The 22,644-nt window shown below is 67.5% G+C and carries 18 protein-coding genes and 1 tRNA gene; 5 read left to right on the top strand and 14 right to left on the bottom strand.

The features are described 5' to 3' along the window. The 7 genes from ABD727_RS07245 to ABD727_RS07215 are packed head-to-tail and all read right to left on the bottom strand — an operon-like array spanning position 1 to position 7,046. The gene (locus tag ABD727_RS07245) at positions 1 to 765 is read right to left on the bottom strand and encodes an MBL fold metallo-hydrolase (RefSeq protein WP_344706715.1); all 765 of its coding nucleotides are present in this window, start codon (positions 763 to 765) and stop codon (positions 1 to 3) included. Further along, on the bottom strand, positions 762 to 1,544 hold the full coding sequence (locus tag ABD727_RS07240; protein ID WP_344706714.1) for a TatD family hydrolase: 783 nt from the start codon (positions 1,542 to 1,544) through the stop codon (positions 762 to 764). Before ABD727_RS07240 ends, ABD727_RS07245 begins: the two co-directional genes overlap by 4 nt. Beyond that, positions 1,544 to 3,049 carry a methionine--tRNA ligase gene (gene metG, locus ABD727_RS07235; RefSeq protein WP_344708039.1) on the bottom strand — a complete coding sequence of 502 codons (1,506 nt, stop codon included), beginning with the start codon at positions 3,047 to 3,049 and terminating at the stop codon, positions 1,544 to 1,546. Before metG ends, ABD727_RS07240 begins: the two co-directional genes overlap by 1 nt. Positions 3,050 to 3,085: 36 nt before the next feature. Continuing rightward, positions 3,086 to 4,063: a DNA polymerase III subunit delta' gene (locus ABD727_RS07230; RefSeq protein WP_344706713.1), complete on the bottom strand. Its 978-nt coding sequence runs from the start codon at positions 4,061 to 4,063 to the stop codon at positions 3,086 to 3,088. After that, positions 4,060 to 4,680, bottom strand: a complete 621-nt coding sequence (gene tmk / locus ABD727_RS07225; protein WP_344706712.1) for a dTMP kinase — start codon at positions 4,678 to 4,680, stop codon at positions 4,060 to 4,062. The genes ABD727_RS07230 and tmk overlap by 4 nt, the downstream gene beginning before the upstream one ends. A 5-nt stretch (positions 4,681 to 4,685) precedes the next feature. Then, complete coding sequence (locus ABD727_RS07220; RefSeq protein ID WP_344706711.1) at positions 4,686 to 5,864, bottom strand: D-alanyl-D-alanine carboxypeptidase family protein; 1,179 nt, start codon at positions 5,862 to 5,864, stop codon at positions 4,686 to 4,688. 39 nt (positions 5,865 to 5,903) lie between these two features. Then, positions 5,904 to 7,046, bottom strand: a complete 1,143-nt coding sequence (locus ABD727_RS07215) for a lytic murein transglycosylase (RefSeq protein WP_344706710.1) — start codon at positions 7,044 to 7,046, stop codon at positions 5,904 to 5,906. Positions 7,047 to 7,165: 119 nt separating this feature from the next. Here ABD727_RS07215 and ABD727_RS07210 point away from each other — a divergent pair. Further along, positions 7,166 to 7,255, top strand: a tRNA-Ser gene (locus ABD727_RS07210). A 60-nt stretch (positions 7,256 to 7,315) separates the two neighbouring features. Here ABD727_RS07210 and ABD727_RS07205 read toward each other — a convergent pair. After that, entirely contained in the window at positions 7,316 to 8,881 is a 1,566-nt protein-coding gene (locus tag ABD727_RS07205) for a M10 family metallopeptidase C-terminal domain-containing protein (protein ID WP_344706709.1), read from the bottom strand. Between the two features lie 173 nt (positions 8,882 to 9,054). On the opposite strand from ABD727_RS07205, the gene ABD727_RS07200 reads away from it, so the two are divergent. From ABD727_RS07200 to ABD727_RS07185, 4 genes are all read left to right on the top strand, one after another. Beyond that, positions 9,055 to 10,272 (top strand): acyl-CoA dehydrogenase, encoded by a 1,218-nt coding sequence (locus tag ABD727_RS07200; RefSeq protein WP_344706708.1) that lies wholly within the window; start codon positions 9,055 to 9,057, stop codon positions 10,270 to 10,272. 17 nt (positions 10,273 to 10,289) lie between these two features. Beyond that, the gene (locus tag ABD727_RS07195) at positions 10,290 to 11,696 is read left to right on the top strand and encodes a M20/M25/M40 family metallo-hydrolase (RefSeq protein WP_344706707.1); all 1,407 of its coding nucleotides are present in this window, start codon (positions 10,290 to 10,292) and stop codon (positions 11,694 to 11,696) included. Next, positions 11,693 to 13,093 (top strand): D-alanyl-D-alanine carboxypeptidase/D-alanyl-D-alanine endopeptidase, encoded by a 1,401-nt coding sequence (dacB, locus tag ABD727_RS07190; protein ID WP_344706706.1) that lies wholly within the window; start codon positions 11,693 to 11,695, stop codon positions 13,091 to 13,093. The genes ABD727_RS07195 and dacB overlap by 4 nt, the downstream gene beginning before the upstream one ends. Before the next feature lie 151 nt (positions 13,094 to 13,244). Beyond that, positions 13,245 to 16,244 (top strand): TonB-dependent receptor domain-containing protein, encoded by a 3,000-nt coding sequence (locus ABD727_RS07185; protein ID WP_344706705.1) that lies wholly within the window; start codon positions 13,245 to 13,247, stop codon positions 16,242 to 16,244. Between the two features lie 64 nt (positions 16,245 to 16,308). Here ABD727_RS07185 and ABD727_RS07180 read toward each other — a convergent pair whose 3' ends face one another. From ABD727_RS07180 to ABD727_RS07155, 6 genes are all read right to left on the bottom strand, one after another. Continuing rightward, the gene (locus ABD727_RS07180; RefSeq protein ID WP_344706704.1) at positions 16,309 to 17,457 is read right to left on the bottom strand and encodes a serine hydrolase domain-containing protein; all 1,149 of its coding nucleotides are present in this window, start codon (positions 17,455 to 17,457) and stop codon (positions 16,309 to 16,311) included. A gap of 50 nt (positions 17,458 to 17,507) precedes the next feature. Continuing rightward, complete coding sequence (locus ABD727_RS07175; RefSeq protein ID WP_344706703.1) at positions 17,508 to 18,545, bottom strand: S66 peptidase family protein; 1,038 nt, start codon at positions 18,543 to 18,545, stop codon at positions 17,508 to 17,510. 69 nt (positions 18,546 to 18,614) lie between these two features. Then, on the bottom strand, positions 18,615 to 19,280 hold the full coding sequence (clpP, locus tag ABD727_RS07170; RefSeq protein ID WP_425566768.1) for an ATP-dependent Clp endopeptidase proteolytic subunit ClpP: 666 nt from the start codon (positions 19,278 to 19,280) through the stop codon (positions 18,615 to 18,617). Between the two features lie 55 nt (positions 19,281 to 19,335). Beyond that, entirely contained in the window at positions 19,336 to 20,565 is a 1,230-nt protein-coding gene (locus ABD727_RS07165) for a glutamate-5-semialdehyde dehydrogenase (RefSeq protein WP_344706702.1), read from the bottom strand. Beyond that, a complete protein-coding gene (gene proB / locus ABD727_RS07160) occupies positions 20,562 to 21,653 on the bottom strand; it encodes a glutamate 5-kinase (protein WP_344706701.1) in 1,092 nt (363 codons plus the stop codon). Before proB ends, ABD727_RS07165 begins: the two co-directional genes overlap by 4 nt. Continuing rightward, positions 21,653 to 22,591, bottom strand: coding sequence for a glycosyltransferase family 2 protein (locus ABD727_RS07155; RefSeq protein ID WP_344706700.1), 939 nt, complete (start codon positions 22,589 to 22,591; stop codon positions 21,653 to 21,655). Before ABD727_RS07155 ends, proB begins: the two co-directional genes overlap by 1 nt. Between the last annotated feature and the right edge of the window lie 53 nt (positions 22,592 to 22,644).

Raw genomic sequence — 22,644 nt, 5'->3', positions numbered from 1 at the left:
CTAGATCTCGATCTCCAGCCCGTCCCAGGCCGGGGCGGCCCAGTCCGGAAGCGTGCTTACTAGTTGGGCATGATCCATGCTGTTGTCGAGGTGCGTGAGCCAGAGCTGCCCTACCTGGAGGTCACGGGCCCAGCCGAGCACGGCATCGAGATGGGCGTGGGTCGGATGCGGTCGGCGGCGCAGGCAGTCGGCCACCCACACGTCCACGCCCTGGTACAGTGACGCCATGGCGTCGGTCAGCTCCACGAAGTCGACCGCATAGACGAGCGACCGCTCGCCCTCGTCGAAGCGCAGGCCAAGGCTGGTGATGCGACCATGCGGCTGGTCGGTGACCCGGATCCTCGTGGGCCCGACCATGAAATCCTCCGCGATGACGTCGTGGCGGACGACCGCGGGATAAAGCGCATTGCCTTCGAACAGGTAGCGGAAGCGCGGCACAAGGCGGTCGAGAACTTCGGCCCGGGCCAACAGGGGGACCTGATGCCCGAGATTCTGTGCGACCTGCCGGAGGTCGTCCAGGCCATGGATATGGTCGGCATGATCGTGCGTGATGATGACCTGCTCGACCGCTCCGACCCCGGCGCTGTTGAGCTGCTCGCGAAGGTCGGGGCCGGCGTCGATCAGAAGGCGGACGTCGCCGATGGTCGCGAGTGCCGAAGCGCGCAGGCGGCGGTTCTTGGGTTCCGTGGGATCAACGCTGCCCCAGTCGTTGCCGAGCCGCGGAACGCCCGAACTGGTGCCGGAGCCAAGGATCCGAAGCTTCACGTGCGCGCCGCGGCCTTGTCGAACAGGCGGAAGAAGTTGGCGGTGGTCGTGTCGGCAAGCGCGTCGGGCGTCTCGCCACGAAGACCCGCGACGAAGCTCGCGGTATCGGCAACGAAGGCCGGCTCGCAGGTCTTGCCGCGATTGGGTACCGGCGCGAGGAACGGGCTGTCCGTCTCGACCAGCAGCCGATCTTCAGGAATGCTCTTCGCGACTTCCTGCAAGTCCTTGGCATTCTTGAATGTCACGATGCCCGATAGCGAAATGAAGAAGCCGATCTCGAGCCCCTTGTCGGCCAGCCACTGGGTCCCGGTGAAGCAATGGAGAACCCCCCTCACCCCGCCCTTGGCGACTTCTTCCGATAGGATCTCGGCGGTATCTTCCTCGGCATCGCGGGTGTGGATGATGAGCGGCAGGCCGGTCTCCCGCGCGGCGGCGATCTGCGCACGAAAGCGGGCCTTCTGGCTGTCGCGATCGGACTTGCCGTAAAAATAGTCGAGCCCGCACTCGCCGATCGCGACCACCTTGGGATGCGCGGCCGCCTCGACCAGCGCCGCGGTCCCGAGGTCCGGATGGTTGTCGGCCTCGTGCGGGTGAACCCCGATGCTCGCCCAGACGTCGGAGTGACGCTCGGTGGCGGCGACCACGTCCTTCCACTCCGACTGCCGGGTCGAGATGTTGAGGAACCCGCCGACCCCGCGCGACCGGGCGCGGCCCAGCACCCCGCCCTCGTCCTCGACCAGGCCGGGGTAATTGAGGTGGCAGTGACTATCGATCAGCATCAGGCAGACTCGTCCGCGGCGACGAGTTCCAGACGCGGGAAGATGGGTTGCGGTTGCGCGAGGCGGCCCGAGGTTCTTCCCTCGCCGAGGTAGGAGCGGAGACGCGCGATGCTCTTGGGCACCACCGGTTCCACGACCTCGCCGAGCCGCTCGACCACCGTCGCAAGCGTTCCAAGCACCTCGGCCATGCGCGCAGGATCGGTCTTGCGCAGCGCCCAGGGCGCCTGTGCGTCGACATAGGCATTGGCGGCGAATACCGCGCCCATCCACGCCTCGAGCACGGCGGAGAAGTCGTATTCGGCAAAGCGCGCCCTGGCTTCACCCTCCGCTTCGCTGACCTTGGAAAGCAGGGCGAGGTCGTCGGATGCCTCACCCGCCGGCGCAACAACCCCGTCCAAATTCTTGACGATCATCGAGAATGTGCGCTGCGCAAGATTGCCGAAGCTGTTCGCAAGCTCGGCGTTGCAGCGGGTGACGATCGCCTCGTCCGAATAGCTGCCGTCCTGCCCGAAGCTGACTTCGCGCATCAGGAAGTAGCGCAGGCTGTCGACGCCGTAGGACTCGGCGAGCACCATCGGGTCGACCACGTTCCCGAGGCTCTTCGACATCTTCTCGCCGCGCGCGAGGAGGAAACCGTGGCCGAACAGTTGCTTGGGAAGCGGGAGCTTGGCGCTCATCAGGAAAGCCGGCCAGTAGACCGCGTGGAAGCGTACGATGTCCTTGCCGATGAGATGGAGGTCGGCAGGCCAGAAGCGGTCGTAGTTGGCGCGGTCGTCCGGGTAGCCGACGCCGGTCATGTAGGTGGTGAGAGCGTCGACCCAGACGTACATGACGTGGCCCGGTGAGCCCGGCACCGGCACTCCCCAGTCGAAGCTGGTGCGAGACACGCTGAGGTCCTTGAGCCCGCCCTCGACGAAGCGGACGATCTCGTTGCGACGGCTTTCCGGACGGATGAAGTCGGGATTGTCCCGGTAGTGAGCGAGCAGGCGCTCGGCATAGTCGGAGAGCTTGAAAAACCAGCTCTCCTCGACGGTCCATTCGACCGGAGTGCCCTGCGGGGAGAGTTTCTCCCCGTCGGCGCCCGCGATCAGTTCCTTCTCGTCGTAATAGGCCTCGTCGCGGACCGAGTACCAGCCCTCGTAGCGATCGAGGTATAGGTCGCCATTGGCCTCCATCGCCTTCCACAGCGCGATGCTGGCGGCGTGATGACGCTCCTCGGTCGTCCGCACGAACGCATCGTAGCTGATATCAAGTCCATCGCACATCACCCGGAAATGCCCCGACATTTCGTCGGCGAACTCGAGTGTCTCGCGATCCTGGCCGCGCGCGGTCTGGACCATCTTGAGGCCATGCTCGTCGGTGCCGGTGACCAGCCGAACGTCACGCCCCTGCGCGCGCATGAACCGGGCGATGACATCGGCGGCGATCGCCTCATAGGCATGGCCGATATGCGGGCGGCCGTTGGGGTAGGCGATGGCGGTGGTGAGGTAGAAGGGCTCGGACATGTCGCGCGTGGCCTTAGAGGCAAAGCGCATCGCTCGTCACCCCTCCCCCACCTCCGCCATGATGGTCGCGAGGCTGAAAACCGTCGCGGCAGGGTCGAGGGAGAGGCGGGGAGCGAGCGAAGCGGTCTCCTGCGCCTTGCCATAGGCCTCGGCGGCGCGCTGTCGGCGGGGTCCTTCGGCGGTGCGCGCCTCGCCCGCGATCAGGGAGGGGACGAGTTCGAGGAAGGCGGCGTAGCGCGGGCCCGCGGCCTTGAGTGCAAGCGCCGAGGCGAGGCGGCCGCGGCGGGCATTGTCGCGGTCACCGCTCCGCAGGATTGCGAGCGCATCCTCGGCGAGCGGCGCGAGGTCGAGTTCGGCGAAGGCCAGTGCCCGTCCGGCCGAGCCCCCGGCGAGCGGGATCAGGCGCGCCCGCTCCTCGTCCGAAAGCCCCGGTCGCTCGGCGCGCAGGACGGTGTCGAGCGTCGCATCGTCGAGGCCGGGGAAATCGACCCGCCGGCAGCGCGAGCGGATCGTCGGCAACAGTCGTCCCGGAGAGTGGCTGACGAGCAGGAACAGGCTACGCCCCGGCGGCTCCTCGAGCAGCTTGAGGAGCGCGTTGGCGGCATTGCGCTCGAGCTCGTCCATGCAATCGATGATGCACACGCGCCAGTCGCTGAACGAGGGCGCGAAGGAGAAGAGTTCTCCCATCTCGCGCACCTGGTCGATGGTGATGTTGCGCTTGAGCTCGCCCTTCTTGGGTCCCTTGTCCCAAACCTCGCGCTCGAGCAGCCGCATGTCGGGATGACTCCCGGCGCGGAAGAGGTGCCCGATGCGATGATCGTCGGGCACCTCGAGGCCGGGCAGTCCGACTGGCGGTCCGGCGGCTTCTGCGAGAAGGCGGAGGGCGGCAGCCCGGGCGAAGGTCCCCTTGCCGACCCCGCGCGGCCCGGCAAGCAGCCAAGCGTGGTGAAGCGTCCCGCTGTCGAGCGCCGAGCGAAAGGCGGCGATCGCCCGATCCTGCCCGAGAAGGGTCACAGCAGGTCCTCGAGCGCGTCGAGCAGCCGTGCCGTGACCTCCTCGCGCGATCCCGAGGCGTCGACCGGGCGGATCCGGTTCGGCTCGGCTTCGGCAAGGGCGTGGAAGGCCTCGTCGACCGCCTGGTGATAGGAAGCCGATCGGCCGCCGATCCGGTCGGCCCCGTCCCCGTCCCGGTGTCGCGCCCGCTCCGCCCCGCTTGGATGGACGAGGAGCAGGGTGCGGTCGGGCAGGCAGTCGGCGATGCCGAACATATTGAGCTCGCGCACCGCCTCGATTCCGAGGCCGCCGGCACCGCCTTGATAGGCGAGGCTACTGTCGAGGAAGCGGTCGCACAGGACCCACTGCCCACGGGCGAGCGCGGGGCGGATCAGGCTGTCGACATGGCTGGTGCGCGCTGCGGCGAACAGCAGGGCCTCGGCCTGCGCGCCCCAGCGCTCCTCCGAGCCTTCGAGGAGCAGCCGGCGGATCGCCTCCGCGCCTTCGCTGCCGCCGGGTTCACGGGTGGTGACGACCTCGTGGCCACGGCGGCGGAGCGCTTCCGCAAGCGCGGCGAGCTGGGTCGACTTGCCGACCCCTTCCCCGCCTTCCAGCGTGATGAACGATGCTCGTGCCAAGTGGCTCAGGCCATTCCCACCAGCTGCTTGAGCCCGAGCCACAGGCGTCCGAAGAAGCCGGCCTCCTCGACTGCCTCACCGGCGACCAGCGGCATGCGCTGGATCGTCCCGTCGGGCGTGGTGACGACCAGCTCGGCGACCTGCGCGCCCTTGGCGATCGGCGCCTTGAGCGGGCCCTGATAGGCGATCCTCAGCTTCGGATCGCCGCCGAGCGCACCGGCCGGATAGGTGACCGCGATCGCGCGCGGCGCGACCAGCGGCACCGTCGCCGCATCGCCCAGCTGGACCTCGGCCGAGCCGACCGCGGCATTGGCGGCGAACAGCGGCTTCGACTGCCAGGCATTGAAGCCCCAGCTCATCAGCTTGGTCGATTCCTCGATGCGCTGATTGAAGCTGCCGAGCCCCGCGACGACCATGATCAGGCGGCGGCCGTTCTGCTCGGCCGATCCGGTGAAGCCATAGCCGGCCTCCTCGGTATGGCCGGTCTTGAGACCGTCGGCGCCGGGGATCTTGCCGAGGATGGGATTGCGATTGGCCTGGGTGATCGCCTGGCCCGAGCCGAGCGTCTTGCCCCAGGTGAAGGTCGGCTGTCCGTAGAACTGCTTGTAGAGCTTGGGATGGTTCTCGACCGACGAGCGGGCGAGCTTGGCAAGGTCGCGGGCGGTCACCACGGTGCAGCCCTCGTCGGGCCAGCCGTTCGAATTGCAGAAGCGGCTTCCGCTCATCCCGAGCCGCTTGGCCAGCGTGTTCATCTGGCTCGCGAAGGCCTGCTCGGTTCCGGCGATGCACTCGGCCAGCACGACCGAGGCGTCGTTGCCCGATAGGGTGACGATCCCGTGAAGCAGATTCTCGACGCTGACCTGTTCGTTGGGCGAAAGGAACATGGTCGAGCCTGCCTGCGGCCCGTGCCACTTCTGCCAGGTCTCGGGCCGGACGGTGCACATCTTGCCGAGCGACAGCTTGTTCGCCTTGATCAGCTCGAAGGCGACTTCGCTGGTCATCATCTTGGCCATGCTCGCCGGCGGCATCGGCGTGTCCGAATTCTTGGCGAGCAGTTCGGCGCCCGACGAGAGGTCGATGAGGTAGGCGACCCTCGCCGGGGTCTCGAACGGCGGCGGGGCGGCCACCGCGGCGGCCGTCGAAGCGAGGAGGATCAGGGCGGACGCTGGAAGAAGACGATTCATGCCCTCGTCCTAGCGGTCCACTTCGCCGGCTTGAAGAGCCTATCCGCCAGCCGCGATGCGATCGGCCAGAAGGCCGACCGAGAGCGCATAGAAATTGGAGCAATTGTAGTCGAGGATCGCGCGATAGTTGCTGGTCAGCAGGTAAGCGGTCGCCGACGGGCCATCGGGTTCGAGCAGGGTCGCCATTTCGCCCTCGGGAATGGCCTGGCCGGTCGGGATGACCCCGAGCTGCCGCCACTCGCGCATCGACAACCAGCGGCTGTGGCGGCGGAATACCTGCGGGCAGCGCGGCGGGACCAGGGTCGTGCGAACCGCGGCTCGATTGAGGCTGGGCGAGACCCGGACCGGAATGCCCCAATGGATACCGGGCTTCCACCCGGCGTCGCGCAGATAGGCGGCGATCGAGGCGAGCCCGTCCATCTCGCTGCCCCAGATGTTGGCCGACCCGTCGCCGTCGGTGGCGAGACGGAGAACATTGGACGGCATGAACTGCGGATAGCCGGTCGCGCCGGCCCAGCTGCCCTTCAATCGGCTGCGCGGCGTGCCACGGTCGAGCAATTGGAGCGCCGCGATGAACTCGTCCTCGAAGAACTGGCGTCGGCGCCCCTCGTAGGCGAGCGTCGCGAGCACCTCGAGCAGGTCGAAATTGCCGGTCACCCGGCCGTAGCTGGTCTCATGGCCGAAGATGGCGAGAAGCACCTGCGGCTCGACCCCGAAGCGCTGCTCGAGCCAGCGCATCTGTGCCCGGCCCGACTGGAAGCGAGCGGCACCGCGGTTGATGAGGTCACTGGTGACATGCTGCGCGCGGTAAGGCGCGAATGGCGGAATGAAATTGCTGTTCGGCGGGCCGCCCGGCTGCTGGCGATCCAGCGCGATCACCCGGGCGTTCTGGCTGAGGTAGGGAATGACGGCGCCGATCGTCGCCTCGCGGACACCGGCGGCGCGGGCACGGGCCGCAAGCACATTCTTGTAGCTTCCGAAGCCGGACAGGACGACCGGCCGGGCGACCGACACCGGAACGGGGGAGGATAGCGGCGCTGTCCGCACCGGCCGGGGCGTGGGCTGTGAAGACGGCGGAAGGTCGGGCAACGGCGCGAGCGGATCACGCTCCTGCTGCGCGCTTGCAGGGGTCATGGCGATCGCGACCAGGCACAGCAGTGAACTCGACCACCGGAATGCCACGCGCTTCACACCCTCCCCAACCATGATCGACCAACGCTCGGTACGCTGGTCCTGTTCAGCGCCTTGCGCGATTGCGTGGGCTCGGTCTAGGCGGGCCAAGCTGAATGGCAGCCGACGCGGGATGGGTGGCCGAGTGGTTTAAGGCAGCGGTCTTGAAAACCGCCGTGCGGGGAACCGTACCGTGGGTTCGAATCCCACCCCATCCGCCAGCGAAAGAAGAATGGCGCCGACCGGCTGGCCGACGCCCCTTTCCTGCCGAGTGGCCGACGTCAGAAGATGATGTCGCCGCTTCCGATCGGCTGCGAACCCACCACAACCTGGAAGTCGGCCACGCCGTCGCCATCGACGTCCCCGGCAACGATGTTGAGGCCATTTTGAACGAATTGACGGACCTGGCCGGCCTGTCCCGAGAAGGCTGCGTTGCCGATCCAGGTCATGGCCTGATCGCCCGGTGCCGAGCGGGGTTCGAACGTCTTCAAGTCGAGCTTGTCGAGGCCGCGCTCGAAATCGAGGATGGTGTCGATCCCCCCGCGGTCGGAGATGACGAAGAAGTCGGCGCCGGCCCCGCCGATCAGCGTGTCGTTGCCCTTGCCGCCGTTGAGAATGTCGCTGCCGGCACCCGCGTCGAGGCGGTTGGCGACGTCGTTGCCCTGCAGCACGTCATTGCCCGCACCGGTCCGGCCATTCTCGATGATCGTGTTGTAGGCGATCCCGATATTGTCCGACAGGAAGCCGGGATTGCCACCGAGGCGGCCGTCGTAGAGGGCATTCCACTGCGCCTGCGAGAGGGTCACGCCGACAGCTTTGTCGAGCACCGCCTTATCGCCATAATTGTACCCGGTGCTGAACGCGCCCGGACGAAGGTCCAAGGTGATCCGGCCGCCAGTGAAGCCGCTGAGGTCAAGCGTGTCGTTTCCGCCGGCATCGTAGATCGACAGGAACGGGTTCTTGTTCGAGGTGAAGTCGTAGACCGAGCGGCCGGCGTTTGAGTTGAAGCCGTAAGTCGTGTCGCCGGTGCGCGTGGTGAGATCCGCGCCGTACATTGCCTGCACCGCCGCGATGTCGTGGACCATCGGGGTTTGCGGCGTCTGATAGAAGCCGCCGGTCGCCCAGTTCACATAGCCGAAGGCGTTGCTGTTGCCGTGGCTGAAGTAGGACATGATCGAGAACTGGTAGGTGTCCTGGTAGAAAATGGCGTCCTTGGCATAGGTTATCGGACCACCATTCCCCGCATTATAGTCGCCGGTGTGGCTGAGCCCAATCGTGTGGCCGAGCTCGTGGACGAGCGTCGTCTGGCCATAGCCGCCATTGTCGAGGTCGAAATTGCTGTCTTCGTCCTGGTTGACGAAGATGTCGCCCTGCACCTTGCCATATTTGCCCGAGCCGCCGTTGAGGAACGGCGTGAAGGCCGCCGCCTGGCCGGGACCACTGTTCGTGTTGGTGAAGAGGATGTCGGCCGCACCGCGTCCGTTCTTCTCGACGAACGAAGGAGCGATCAGGTCATCCCAAAGACCCAGCGCCTCGCGCGCGGCAACCCGCTGCTCCTCGGTAAACGGCATGGAACCTTCGGCGAGGCTACCGAGATAGGCTTCCTTCGGGCTGTTGTAGAGCCCGTTCAGCGGCTTATCGATGAAGGCGTAGGTGATCTGCCCATTCGGACCGACATCCCAGATCGCCCCGGTGCGGTTGAGATTGCCGATCGCCTGGTCGAGGCTGAGCACGGTCTTGCCATTAGGCGCGAGCCCTGTCGCGGTGGGCGCAACGTACCGGATGTCGTCGACGGTCGGCAGGTCGCCTTCGGCCTGGATCGAGGGAGAAGAAAGCAGGTGACGCAAGGGATTGGTCCTCCTGAAGGCCAACGGGCGGCCCGGCCGGAAGCTGGACGCCGGTCGTCCAGGCGGTCAAGTCATTCTGTCGCATCTATTAACCGTTTGTCGAAAGCATGTTTGGCGTCCGCTCCCTTGTGGTCCGTCTGGCGCGGGCGGCGCCGAGCGACTATAGGCCCGCCATGCTCAAGACTCCCGATCCCGCGCTCGCCCACGAGCCCAAGCTAAAGCCGTTCGACTGGTCCGATCCGTTCGGTCTGGAGGATCAACTCACCGAGGACGAGCGGCTCGTCCGCGACACCGCCGAAGGCTATGCCCAGGAGCAACTCCAGCCGCGGGTGACCGAGGCCTATCTCGACGAGCACTTCGACCGCGAGATCTTGCGCGAGATGGGCCAACTCGGCCTGCTCGGCGCGACCATCCCGCAGCAATATGGCGGTGCTGGCCTCGGCTACGTCAGCTACGGCCTGATCAGCCGCGCGGTCGAGCGGGTGGACAGTGGCTACCGCTCGGCGATGAGCGTCCAGAGCTCGCTCGTGATGTACCCGATCTTCGCCTACGGCTCGGAAGAGCAGCGGCGCAAATATCTCCCGGGCCTCGCCTCGGGCGAGCTGGTCGGCTGCTTCGGCCTGACCGAGCCCGACGCTGGGTCTGATCCCGGCGGAATGCGCACCACCGCGAAGAAGACCGCGAACGGCTACTCGCTGTCGGGCGCCAAGATGTGGATCACCAACTCGCCGATCGCCGACGTCTTCGTCGTCTGGGCGAAGAGCGAGGCGCATGACGGCAAGATCCGCGGCTTCGTGCTCGAGAAGGGCATGGCGGGGCTGTCGGCACCGCAGGTCAAGCAGAAGCTGTCGCTCCGTGCGTCGATCACCGGCGAGATCGTGATGGACGGCGTCGAGGTGGGCGAGGATGCGCTGCTCCCGAACGTCGAGGGACTGAAGGGTCCGTTCGGCTGCCTCAACCGGGCTCGCTACGGGATCGGCTGGGGAGCGATGGGCGCCGCCGAGGCCTGCTTCCATGCCGCGCGGCAATATACGCTCGACCGGCACCAGTTCGGGCGCCCGCTCGCGGCGACGCAGCTCGTCCAGCTCAAGCTCGCGAACATGGTGACCGAGATCACGCTCGGCCTGCAGGCGGCGCTCCGCGTCGGTCGCCGGCTCGAGGACGGCGAGCTCATCCCCGAGACGATCAGCCTCATCAAGCGCAACAATGTCGGCAAGGCGCTCGACATCGCCCGGATCGCCCGCGACATGCACGGCGGCAACGGGATCAGCGCCGAATATCAGGTGATCCGCCACGCGCTGAATCTCGAGACGGTCAACACCTACGAGGGCACGCACGACGTCCATGCGCTGATCCTCGGTCGGGCGATTACCGGGCTGAGCGCGTTCTAGGCATCCGGATCCGGCACTTGCGCATCCCTGCCCTGCTTGCCGCGGGCCTGCTGTTCGCGGGTCCGGCGAGTGCGACGGAGCGCGATAGCCGCGAAGGTCGCGAGGCCTTCTCGATCTACAAGTCGATCGTCGAGATGCCGACGGTCAAGGGACGCGGACAGGTGCCGAAGATGGCGCGCGCGCTCTCAGCCAAGCTTCGCGCGGCCGGCTTCGCGGCGCGCGACATCGAGATCGTGCCGGTCGGAGAGACTGCCGGCCTGATCGTCACCTTGCGCGGGACCGGTGCCAGGGCCCCCCTCCTCTTCCTCGCGCACATGGACGTGGTCGAGGCGAAGGCCGCCGACTGGGAGCGTGACCCGTTCAAGCTCGTCGAGGAGAATGGCTTCCTCTTCGGGCGCGGGACGAGCGACAACAAGCTCGGCGTGGCGCAGCTCACCGCCGCCTTCATCCGACTGAAGCGCGAGGGCTACAAGCCCGACCGCGACCTCATCCTCGCATTCAGCGGAGACGAGGAGACCGACATGCTCAGCAGCCAGGCGATCGCCGAGCGGCTGAGCGCGCGCAAGCCTGCCTTCGCGGTCAACTCGGACTCGGGCGGCGGCAGGGCCGATGCCGCGGGCAAGCCGCTCGCGCTGTCGGTGCAGGTCGCCGAGAAGACTTTCGCCAACATCGAGGTGACGGTCCGCAATCCCGGCGGGCACAGCGCCCGGCCGCGTCCGGACAATGCCATCTACGAGCTCGCCGATCTGCTCGGCCGGCTTCGTGGCAATCGCTTCCCCATCGTCATCGACGAGGTCACGCTTGGCATGCTGCGCGACAGTGCCGCGCAACCCAATGCCAAGCCGGAACTCAGGGCGGCAGTCGCCGCGCTCGCCGCCAATCCCAAGGATCCGGCGGCGCTCGATTATCTGACTCGCGAACAGCAGCTCGGGTCGGCCTTCCGGACGACTTGCGTGCCGACGCTGCTGAGTGGTGGCCATGCCGACAATGCGCTTCCGCAGCGCGCGACGGTGAACATCAATTGCCGGATCTTCCCCGGCGTGCCGATCGAGCAGGTGCGTAGCGAGCTGGCGGCAGTAGGTGGCAACCCGGAAGCCGAGTTCAGGATCGCGGGAACCCCGCTCGAGGCGCCCCCCTCGCCCGCCAACCCCGAGCTGTTCGCCGCCCTTGCCGATGCGGTCGCCGACCGCGCTCCCGGCGTTCCGATCATGATGGTGATGACCCCCGGCGCGACGGATGGAAAGCATTTCCGGGCGCGCGGCATCCCGACCTACGGCACCGGCGGCGACTTCACCCGCCGCGGCGAGGACAGCAACGCGCATGGGCTGAACGAGCGCATCCCGGTGGCGCGCTTCTTCGAATCGCTCGACTTCTGGCCGCGACTGATGCGGCGACTGAGCGGCGGAGCGGTCGCGGCTTCATGAGCCTGCTCGCCTTACTCGCCCCAGCCCTGCTCGCGACGACTTCCCCGTCGCCGCCGATCGTGCAGCAGAAGGTCGAAGCCAAGCTGTCCGAGGTGGGTCCGGGCACCCGCTTCGGTCTGGTGGTGACGACGCTCGACGGGCGCGAGCTAGTGGCGATCGCGCCCGGCCAGCGCTTCATGCCCGCCTCCAACACCAAGATCCTGACCACCGCCGCCGCTTTCGCCACCCTGCAAGGGCTCGACCAGCCTGATGCGCCGTCGGGTGCGCAGGTGCGACTGGTTGCCGGAGCCAAGGGGCGAAGCGATGTGCTGCTCGAAGGTCGCGGCGATGCACGCCTTTCGAGCGCTCCGGGCTGTCTAGAGGACTGCCTCGCGACGCTTGCGGACGCGGTCGCCGCGCGCACCCGCCGGGTGGGTAATGTGATCGGTGATGCGCGCGCCTACCCCGACGAGCGCTGGAGCCAGGGGATGAGCTGGAACAACATCCCGACCAGCTCGGGCACGGCGCTCAGTGCGCTGACCCTCGACGACAATGAACTGACCTTACGCGTGCGTCCCGGGTCCGCGGGAAGCCCGCCGCTCGTCGACGTCCCGACCTACTTTCAGCTCGTCAACGAGGCAAAGACCGTCGCCGATGGCAAGTCGGCGCTCGAACTGGTCCGGCTTCCCGGAAGCCGGGTCCTGGTGGTGCGAGGAACTGTCCTTGCCAGCGACAAGGAGCGGACGATCCGTCTCGGGATCGACGATCCGGCGCACTATGCGGCTTGGCGCTTCAAGGCCATGCTCGAGGAGCGCGGGGTGAGGGTGGCAGGAAGTGCGCGCACCGCCCTCCCCTCCGACCCCTTGGCGACGGCACCCGTCCTTGCCGCGCTCGTTCCGCCGCCGCTCGGCCGCGACCTCGTGACCATCAACAAGGTCAGCCAGAACCTCCACGCCGAGCTTCTTCTCCGCCGTCTGGGCGCAGCCGACGGAGAGGGTTCGGCGGCCAAGGGGATTGCCGCCATCGGCCGGATGACGACGCAGGCAGGACTTCCCGCCTCGTCCTGGCGGCTGGCCGACGGTTCGGGAATGTCGACCTACAATCGGGTGAGCCCGCGCGGAATGACCACCCTGCTGCGCTGGGCGCACGGGCAGCCCTGGGGCGCGGCGTTCCGTGCCAGCCTGCCCGTCGGCGGGATCGATGGAACGCTCGCTCGGCGCTTCGCCGACGGGCCGCTGCGCGGACGGATCTTCGCCAAGACGGGCTCGCTCGATGCCACCAACGCGCTCGCCGGCTATCTTCTGACCCGTCGCGGCCAGACTCTGGTGTTCGCCTTCTACGCCAACGACGTACCCGAAGAGGTGCGCGCGACGCGGACGATGGATGCCGCTTTGGAAATGCTCGCCACCGAGCTTTGAGGCTGTGGCCGCGCGGCAACGCTGACACCGCGCCGCGCAGCCACCGGCAAGCCTTGCTTCGCCTTCGCAAAAAAAGACTCGCGAAAGACGCGACAATTGCGTCTGAATGACACGGGTAAACGACATTCGTTCGTTCCGGGGGGATACACATATGACTCGACTGCCATCGAAGGCAGCTTTGCTGCTCGTTGGGACCGCTCTCGCTGCGCCGCTGCCGGCCTTCGCGCAAAGCACGGTGGGCGCGACCCAGCCTGCCGCGACCAGCACCACAGCCGAGAAACCGCGCGACGACGCGGACGCGACCAACCGCACCGGCGGCTCGGGCGCGACCACGGGTGACGTCATCGTCACCGGATCGCGCATCCGCCGCGACCCGAACGACAGCCCGCTACCGCTGCAGATCATCACCACGCAGGACATCATCCGCGAAGGGATCGCCAATCCCGAGCAGCTGATCTCCTTCCTCAGCACCAACGGCAACGGCGCGGACAACCTCGCTTCCAACTCGGACGTCGTCTCGGGCGCCCAGCGCGGCACCAATGGCCTGTCCGCCGCTAATCTTCGCGGCCAGGGCAGCGCCTCGACCCTGGTCCTCCTCAACGGCCGCCGGGTCGCCGCCCACGGCCTCCAGGGCTCGGCGGTCGACGTCAACCAGATCCCCTTCGCCGCGCTCGAGCGGGTCGAGGTGCTCAAGGACGGTGCATCGGCCATCTACGGCACCGACGCGATCGGCGGCGTGATCAACTTCATCACCCGCAAGGACTATCGCGGTCTTGGCGTGCAGAGCTTTGTCGACGTGACCGAGGCCGGCGGCGGCAACATCTACCGGGTCTCGGGCATCGCCGGATATGGCGACCTCAACACCCAGGGCTTCAACGTCATGGGCGCGGTCGCCTACAGCTCGAACCGTATCCTGCGCGGCGACCAGCGCGACTTCGTCAACGGCAACCAGCCCAATCGCGGTCTCTCGATCGACACCCGCGGAACGCCGATCGCGACCATCTTCAACACCGCGGTGACCAGCCTCCAGGCCCCGCTTGGAACGCTGACCCAGGGCCTCACTTTGACCCTTCCCAACGGCGCCAACGGCGCGGGCGGCGGGATCAACATCCTCGACCTGCCCGGCGGCGCTGGGTGCGACTCGGTCGATGGAGGAATGGCCTATGACGAGGTGCTGTGGGCCAACCCTGCAACGCAATATGCCTGCGCCTGGGACACGGGCCGGGCGGCGGTCATCCAGCAGCCGCTCGATACCCTCACTTACTACACCCGCGGCGTTGTCCGGGTCGCGGGCGAGCACGAGCTGTTCCTCGAGGTCACCGGCTCCAACGCCGATTCGGCCAAGAGCTTCTCCAACGCGCAGGTGTCCTCGAACACCAGCAACTCGGCCTTCGCCTACCCGCTCAATTCGCTGACACAGTCGACCTACAACGACGTCTTCAACAAGCTGCGCGCCGCCTTTCCGGGACAGGCGGCTTCGCTCGACGCCCGCTACGGTCGCCCGATCGCCTTCCGCTGGCGCTGCCTCGCCTGCGGCCCGCGCGAATATGAGACCAACACCAAGACCATCCGCACCACCGTCGGTGCAGAAGGTCCGCTGTTCGGCAAGTGGGATTATCGCACCGGCGCCAGCTACGCGAAGAGCGAGAGTTCTTCGCTGCTCGGCTCGGGCTATTACTATCGCGGCACGCTCGCCAACGGCGCCTATGATCCCAACGCGCCGCAGGTTGCCGGCGCCCCCGCCGGCTTCCGCGGCCTCGTCGGAGCAATCAACAGCGGTCTCATCAATCCGTTCAGCCTGACCCAGACCGAGGCCGGCCTCGCCGCGCTCCAGTCGATCTCGGCCGAGGGCACGACCCTCTACGGCGGCCAGTATGAGGTGAAGCAGTTCGACGGCTCGATCTCGGGCCCGCTGTTCGACCTGTTCGGGCGCAAGGTCCGCGCGGCGGTCGGGGTCGACTATCGCCGCGAGACCTACGAGTTCAACGGTTCGGATGCGGCCGACGCAACTGACCCCGTCATCTTCCTGGCGGCGTTCGACAACGTCAACGCGCTGACCCCGAAGAAGCGGACGGTGAAGGCCGCCTATGCCGAGGTGCTGGTACCGATCGGCGACCGGCTGGAGATCACCGGTGCGGTCCGGATCGACGATTACACCGGCTTCGGGACCACCACCAATCCGAAGATCTCGGCCAAGTACCGGCCGATCGACCCGATCATGTTCCGCGGCAGCTACAACACCGGTTTCCGGGTGCCGTCGTTCAACCAGATCTTCAACGGCACCACGCTGTCGCCCAATCCGGGCAACACGCTGGTCGATCCGACGCTCTGCCCGCAGGGAACGGTATCGGGCCCGCAGCCGGCCTGCGCTCCGATCACGCCCGACTCGCTGACCGGCGGCAATCTCGGGCTCGGGCCAGAGACGTCGAAGCAGTATAGCGTCGGCGTGGTGGTCGAACCGACCCGCAACATCAGCTTCTCGGTCGATTACTGGAACATCGCGGTCGACGACACCATCGGGACGATCACCATCCCGCAGCTGCTGGCGAACATCGGCGCCTTCCCCGAGCGGATCGAGCGGACCAACGGCTTGATCACCCTGGTCGACCTTCGCACCGGCAACTTCGGTTCGCGCCGGACCGAGGGGCTCGAGATCACCGGCCGCGCCGGCTTCGAGGTGATGGGCGGTCGCCTGACCACCGGGCTCGACGGCACCTATCTCCTCAAGAAGAAGGAGAAGCTGCTTCCGAACCTGCCCTACAGCGATCTTCGCGGCGTCTTCAGCCTGACCGGCGACCTTGGTCTCAAGTGGAAGCACAATGCCTTCATCGGCTACCGGATCGACGACTGGAACTTCACCATCTCGCAGATCTTCCGGAACGGCTACCGCAACCAGGCCCTGCCCGGCAGCGCGCTTCGTCCCGACTATAACGAGCGGGTGAAGGCTTACATCATCTACAATCTGTCGGTCGGCTACAGCCCGGTCCAAAACCTCACCCTGACCGCGGGTATCAAGAACCTGTTCGACAAGGATCCGCCGTTCGCGATCACCTACGACAGCAACACCGGCGCCGGCTCGAGCTGGGAACCGCGCGTCGCCGATCCGCGCGGCCGTGCCTTCACGCTCAGCCTCGACTGGAAGCTGTTCTAGAACGCACCGCGTCGGCGGAAAGCAGAAGGGCTCCGGCTTCGGTCGGAGCCCTTCTTGTATCGGGTCAGCGAAGCTTGGCGGCGAGCTGTTCCTCGATCGCGCGATAGGCGCTTCGACCGCGCGGCGGATCCTTGCCGTTGTTGACTGCGATGAAGGCGACTCCGCGTCCGCGCTTGGGGTCGATCCACAGCCCGGAGCGAACCCGGTAGGCGTCGCCCGCATGGCCGAAAGCGGCGCGCCCGTCGCCGAACAGGTCGTCGCGGCAACCTGCTCCGGTGCCCGGCAGCGACTGGATGGCAAGCCCGTAGGCGCAGTAGAAGCCGTCGTCGGTCACGCCGTTGCTGCCGTCGAAGCGCCACACCGGCCCGATCATTGCCGTGATGCTTGCCGGACTGAGGAACGCCTTGCCGCCGTGGCGTCCGCGATTGAGCAGCAGCTGGCCGATGACCGCGAGATCGCGCGCGGAGATGCGCAGCCCGCCCTGCGGCGAGAAGAGCGCGCCGTTGCTGCCGAGCTCGTGGCGGTCGAGGTCGCAGGCGACACCCGGTGCGACGAACACCGGGCAGGCCGGTCGTTGGCCCTGCAGGTCGTCGAGCAGCGGCGAGCCGTCTTCCTCGTAGAGCACGACCGCGCGGGCGATCTTCGCCTCGCTGCAGGTCGCCCAGTTGAAGCAAGCGTCGAGCCCGAGCGGCGTCAGTACCAGCCGGTCGGCGAGGCGGTCGAAGCGTTCGCCCGTCGCTTTCTCGAGCACCGACCCGACAATCCCGAAGTTGAGGTTCGAGTAGCGGAAGAAGCTACCGGGCGGATGGTCGGGATCGAAGGATTCGGTACGCTCGACCTGGGGGCGGAGCTGCTGGCCAAGGCGGATGACGTAGTTCTCGCCGGCATCGCGGACGCTCGAGGTGTGCGACAGCAGCTGGCGCAGCGTGATCGGGCGATCGGCGAAGGCCGGATTGCGGACGGGGTAGCCAAGCCTCACCGAGACATCCTCGTCGAGGTCGAGGCGACCCTGTTCGACCAACCGCATGACCGTGAGCGCGGTGACGATCTTCGACACCGACGCGACCCTAGCAGGATCGTCGATGGTCATCGCCCTTCCCGAGCGCCGGTCCGCCAGCCCGCTTGCACCGCCGCTCAGCTGGCCGTGCGCATCGAAGGTGACCCAGGCAGTGGCGACCCCTTCTGGCGTCACGTCGCGATCAGTTTGGGGCACGGGTGCACAGGCGGTCACGGAAACGAGGAGTGCGAGGGCCAGGCCGCGCTTCACGCGACCGGGGACTCGACCAGACGGATGGTGCCCTGCTCGGCATCGATCTCGGCCCGGCAGCCGACGGGAAGGCTGAACTGGTCGTCGATATGCCCGAAAAGGGCTCCCTGGTAAGCCGGGATGCCCAGTGGCTCGATATGCTGCCTCAACACTTCGCCGAGCGTGAAGCCGCCATAGGAGGGGCCCTCCCCCTGGCATTCGGTGCACTGGCCGAAGACCACGCCGGCAAGCTTGCCGAGGATGCCTGCAAGCCCGAGCTGGGTCAGCATTCTGTCGATCCGATACTCGGCTTCGTCGACATCTTCGATGAACAGGATCGCGCCGGTGAAATCGGGCAGATAGGGCGTACCGACGAGCGAGCTCAGCACCGTCAGATTGCCGCCGAGCAGCCGCCCACTCGCCTTGCCCGCTCGGATGGTGCGGGTGCGCCACTTCTTCTGCACGAGCCGGTCGTCGTCGCCGGGCGGATTGCGGTAGGTCGGAAGCGCGCCGTCGAAGGCAAGCTCGCGGAAGGCGGCGTAGGAGAGCTTGCCCCAGCTGCTCCCGGCATTGGGACCGTGGATGGTGGGAAAGCCTGCCCGCGTGGCGATCGCCATGTGAAGCGCGGTGATGTCGCTGAAGCCGATCAGCAGCTTGGGATTGCGGCGGATGAGATTCCAGTCGAGGAACGGAAGGATCCGCGCCGAACCCCACCCTCCGCGCACCGCGAAGATCGCCCGCACGCTCTCGTCCGCGAACATCGCATTGAGGTCGGACGCGCGATCGCGGTCCTTGCCGGCGAGATAGCCGAAGCGATCGCTGAGATGCGGGGCAAGCTTCGGCTTAAGCCCCATGGCGGTGATCGCCTCGACCGTCAGCTTGAGGTCGAAATCGTCGGCGAGGAAGCCTGCCGGCTTGACCAGCCCGACCGTGTCACCGGACCGAAGCCGCGGCGGTCGCCGGCTTGCGATGCGCGGCTGGGCGGCGACGGCGGGAAGCGAGAGGGCAATGGCCCCTGCCCCGATACTGGCCAAGGCCTGACGACGATCCTGCATCCAGCCGAGGATAGACATGGAACGGCGGAGCGCAATCGCCTTGCGCTCCGCCGCCTAGTCAGTGCCGGATCAGGACTGCGTCGTGCCGTCCGGTCCGGTCAGTCCCATGCCTTCGAAATCGCCAGCTTCGGGACGCTTGTCGAAGACGGCGTCGATCAGGCCGAACTCCTTGGCTTCGTCGGCCTCGAGGAAGCTATCGCGGTCCATCGACTTCTCGATCCGCTCGAGCGGCTGCCCGGTGTACTTGGCGTAGAGCGAGTTCAATCGCGTGCGCATGCGCAGGATCTCGCGCGCCTGGATCTCGATGTCCGACGCCATGCCCTGGGCGCCGCCCGACGGCTGGTGGATCATGATCCGGCTGTTGGTCAGCGCAACGCGCATGCCGGGCTCGCCCGCGGCGAGCAGGAAGCTGCCCATCGACGCGGCCTGGCCGATGCAGACGGTGCCGACGCGCGGGCGGATGTACTGCATGGTGTCATGGATCGCGAGGCCGCTGGTGACCACGCCGCCCGGCGAGTTGATGTACATGAAGATGTCCTTCTTCGGGTTCTCGGACTCGAGGAAGAGCAGCTGGGCGACGATCAGCGAGGACATGTGATCCTCGATCGGGCCGGTGATGAAGACAATGCGCTCGCGCAGCAGCCGCGAATAGATGTCGAAGCTGCGCTCGCCCCGGTTCGATTGCTCGATGACGATGGGAACGAGGCCGGAAACGATGTCCTGATGATCGGGCAAGTGACTAATCCTGTCGTTACGTGTGGTGACTACATCGGCGGGTGAGCGACCAAGTTCAAGGCCGCACCTGCCCATCCCCGCGCACCACATATTTGAAGCTGGTGAGCTGCTCGGGACCGACCGGTCCGCGGGCGTGAAGCTTGCCCGTGGCGATGCCGATCTCGGCCCCAAAGCCGAACTCGCCGCCGTCGGCGAACTGGGTCGACGCGTTCCACAGGACGATCGCGCTGTCGACCTGGCCAAGGAACGCCTCGGCCGTCTCGCGCTCCTCGGTGACGATCGCCTCGGTGTGGCCAGTGCCGTAGCGAGCGATGTGCGACGCCGCCTCCCGCCAGTCACTTACGGTGCGGATGTTGAGGATCGGCGCGAGATGTTCGGTGCGCCAGTCCTGCTCGGTCGCAAGGCGCATCGGCACCATCGCAGCGGCCTCCCCGTCACCGCGCAGTTCGCATCCCACGAGCGCCTCGGCGATGACCGGCAGCATCGGCAATGCCGCGCGGTCGATCAGCAGCGTCTCGGTCGAGCCGCAGATCGAGGTTCGGCGAAGCTTGGCATTGCGGACGATGGCGGCGGCCATGGCCGGATCGGCCGCCGCATGGACGTAGGTGTGGCAGATGCCCTCGAGGTGCCCCAGCACCGGCACCCGTGCCTCGGCCTGCACCCGCTCGACCAGGCTTCGCCCGCCGCGCGGAATGACGAGGTCGAGATTGCCCCCGAGCCCCGACAGCAAGGCACCGACCGCCGCGCGGTCCGCGGTCGGCACGATCTGCACCACGCTTGCCGGTAGGCCTGCCCGTTCCAGCCCTCTCGCGAGCGCGGCATGGATCGCCCGGGCACTGCCGAGGCAATCGGAGCCAGGGCGAAGGATCACGGCGTTACCCGAGCGCACGCAGATCGCAGCGGCGTCGGCGGTGACGTTGGGCCGGGCCTCGTAGATCATCCCGATGACCCCGATGGGAGTGCGGACGCGGGCGATGTCGAGGCCGTTGGGGCGCTCCCAACGGGCAATCTCGACTCCGACTGGATCCGGAAGGCCGGCGATCGTCTCGACCGCGTCCGCGATGGCCGCGAGCCGCGGCTCGTCGAGCATCAGCCGGTCGGGCAGCCGGGTTGCCGACGCGAGGTCCCGCGCATTGGCGGCGAGCACCTCACCGGCATGGGCGCGAAGCTCTCCCGCCATCGCTCGGATCGCGGCGGAGCGCTGCTCGGCCGTCGCGGTGCGGAGCGCCTCGGCTCCGGCCCGCGCCGCCTGCCCGAGCGCCATCATCTCGGCCTCAAGGCTCAACGCAGCACCAGATCGTCGCGGTGGATGAGTTCATCGCCGCGGCTATAGCCGAGCCGCCCGGCAATGTCCGCGCCCCGCGCGCCGAGCAGCCTTTGTGTCTCCCCGTCATCGTAGCGGCTGAGGCCGCGCCCGACCTCCTGCCCCGCGGGATCGAGCAGGGCGACGCAGTCACCCCGGCCGAAGCTGCCGTCGACCGCGAGCACCCCCGAGGGCAGCAGGCTGCTACCCCGCGCAAGCGCCGCCGCCGCGCCCGCGTCGATCCGGAGCGCACCCGCGGGGGCAAGAGTCCCGGCGATCCACGCCTTGTAGGCACTTGCCGGGCTTCCGGTCGCCTCGACCAGCGTGCCGCGCGCCAGGCCGTCGAGAAGCCGCCCGAGCGCCCCCTCCCCCTCGCCGCTGCCGATCAGGGTCGCGCAGCCCGCGGCCGCTGCGATCCGCGCCGCCTCGAGCTTGGTCCGCATGCCGCCGGTGCCGAGCCCGCCGCTCGCGCTGTCGCCGGCAAGCGCCATGATCTCTGGCGTGATTGCTGCCACCCGGTCGATGTGGCGTGCGCCGGGGACGCGTCGGGGGTCGGCCTCGTAAAGGCCGTCGACGTCGCTCAGCAGCACCAGCAGTTCGGCGCCGGAAAGCTGGGCGACGCGGGCCGACAGCCGGTCGTTGTCGCCGACCCGGAGTTCGGCGGTGGCGGTCGAGTCATTCTCGTTGACGATCGGGATCGCGCCGGCCTTCAGCAACGCGTCGATCGTCCCGCGCGCATTGAGGAAGGCGCGGCGCTGCTCGGTATCCTGCGCGGTCAGCAGCAACTGCGCAGGGATCAGGCCGTGCGGGGCAAGCGACTCCCGCCAGGCCTGCATCAGCAACGGCTGTCCGGCCGCCGCCGCGGCCTGCTTCTGATCGAGGCGAGCGTTGCGGGGCAGATCGAGCAGGCGCCGACCGAGCGCCACCGCGCCCGAACTGACGAGGATGACCTGACGACCCTCGGCGCAGAGCGCGGCGATGTCTCTGGCGAAGCGCGCGGGTCCGGCCTCACCGGCAACCAGCGACGAGCCGAGCTTGATCACCAGCCGCCGGGCGGGCGGCACGGGCATCAGCCGACCGACCCCGGAGCGGGAAAGCCGAGATAGGCCAGCCGCCGGATCTCGCGCCGCCCGCGGGTGACGGTGTCGAGGATCAGCCCGGCGAAGAAACAGAGCACCGCGACGATCACCATCCCGGTGACCAGGATCGCGGTCGGGACCCGCGGCACCAGCCCGGTATCGATGTAGGTGAGGACGAGAGGGATCGACAGCAGCAGCGCCGCGACGACCAGCAGCGCTCCGACCGCGCCGAAGAACAGCACCGGGCGCTCGGTCCGAAACAGGTTGAGCATTGCCTTGAGAATCCGCCAGCCGTCGCGATAGGTCGACAGCTTGGAGGCGGAACCCTCGGGGCGGGCGAGATAGACGGTGGAGACTTCCCCGACCGGCATCTTCAGCTCGAGCGCGTGAACGCTGATCTCGGTCTCGATCTCGAACCCGGCGGACAGCACCGGGAAGCTCTTCACGAAGCGTCTCGAGAAGACCCGATAACCGCTGAAGACGTCGGTGAAACTGCGTCCGAACAGGCTGGAGAGCAGCCCGGTGAATAGCTTGTTTCCGAGGACGTGGCCGCCACGGTAGGCTTCCTTGGCCTCGTGCTGGCGGGTTCCCACGACCATGTCGAGCTGGTCGGTGAGGAGCAGATCGACCATCGCGGGCGCCGCCTGCGGATCGTAGGTCAGGTCGCCGTCGGCCATGATGTAGACGTCGGCCTCGACATCGGCGAACATCCGGCGGACGACGTGGCCCTTGCCCTGCGCAATCTCCGACCGGACCACCGCGCCCGCCACCCGGGCGATCTCCATCGTCCGGTCGCGGCTGTTGTTGTCGTAGACGTAGATGATGGCGGTCGGCAGGGCCGCGCGGAAACCGGCCACCGTCTGCGCGATGGCCGCTTCCTCGTTGTAGCAGGGCAGCAGCACGGCGATGCGCGGCTGGTTCGCCATCATCCTGATTTCCCCCGTGCGTCATCCCGGCCGACCAGCCGGGATCCCGCTTCTTC

This window comes from Sphingomonas swuensis (genome assembly GCF_039538045.1).
Taxonomy (GTDB): Bacteria; Pseudomonadota; Alphaproteobacteria; order Sphingomonadales; family Sphingomonadaceae; genus Sphingomicrobium; species Sphingomicrobium swuense.
The sequence above is the reverse complement of the archived record's forward strand: the minus strand, read 5'-3'. Positions and strand labels throughout refer to the sequence as shown.

Bases quoted from the DNA above. Each gene is read 5' to 3' on its own strand.
- ABD727_RS07185 (WP_344706705.1), top strand. From the start codon at position 13,245: ATGACTCGACTGCCATCGAAGGCAGCTTTGCTGCTCGTTGGGACCGCT.
- dacB (WP_344706706.1), top strand. From the start codon at position 11,693: ATGAGCCTGCTCGCCTTACTCGCCCCAGCCCTGCTCGCGACGACTTCC.
- ABD727_RS07175 (WP_344706703.1), bottom strand. From the start codon at position 18,545: ATGCAGGATCGTCGTCAGGCCTTGGCCAGTATCGGGGCAGGGGCCATT.
- proB (WP_344706701.1), bottom strand. From the start codon at position 21,653: ATGCCCGTGCCGCCCGCCCGGCGGCTGGTGATCAAGCTCGGCTCGTCG.
- metG (WP_344708039.1), bottom strand. From the start codon at position 3,049: ATGTCCGAGCCCTTCTACCTCACCACCGCCATCGCCTACCCCAACGGC.
- ABD727_RS07155 (WP_344706700.1), bottom strand. From the start codon at position 22,591: ATGATGGCGAACCAGCCGCGCATCGCCGTGCTGCTGCCCTGCTACAAC.
- ABD727_RS07200 (WP_344706708.1), top strand. From the start codon at position 9,055: ATGCTCAAGACTCCCGATCCCGCGCTCGCCCACGAGCCCAAGCTAAAG.
- ABD727_RS07220 (WP_344706711.1), bottom strand. From the start codon at position 5,864: ATGAATCGTCTTCTTCCAGCGTCCGCCCTGATCCTCCTCGCTTCGACG.
- ABD727_RS07240 (WP_344706714.1), bottom strand. From the start codon at position 1,544: ATGCTGATCGATAGTCACTGCCACCTCAATTACCCCGGCCTGGTCGAG.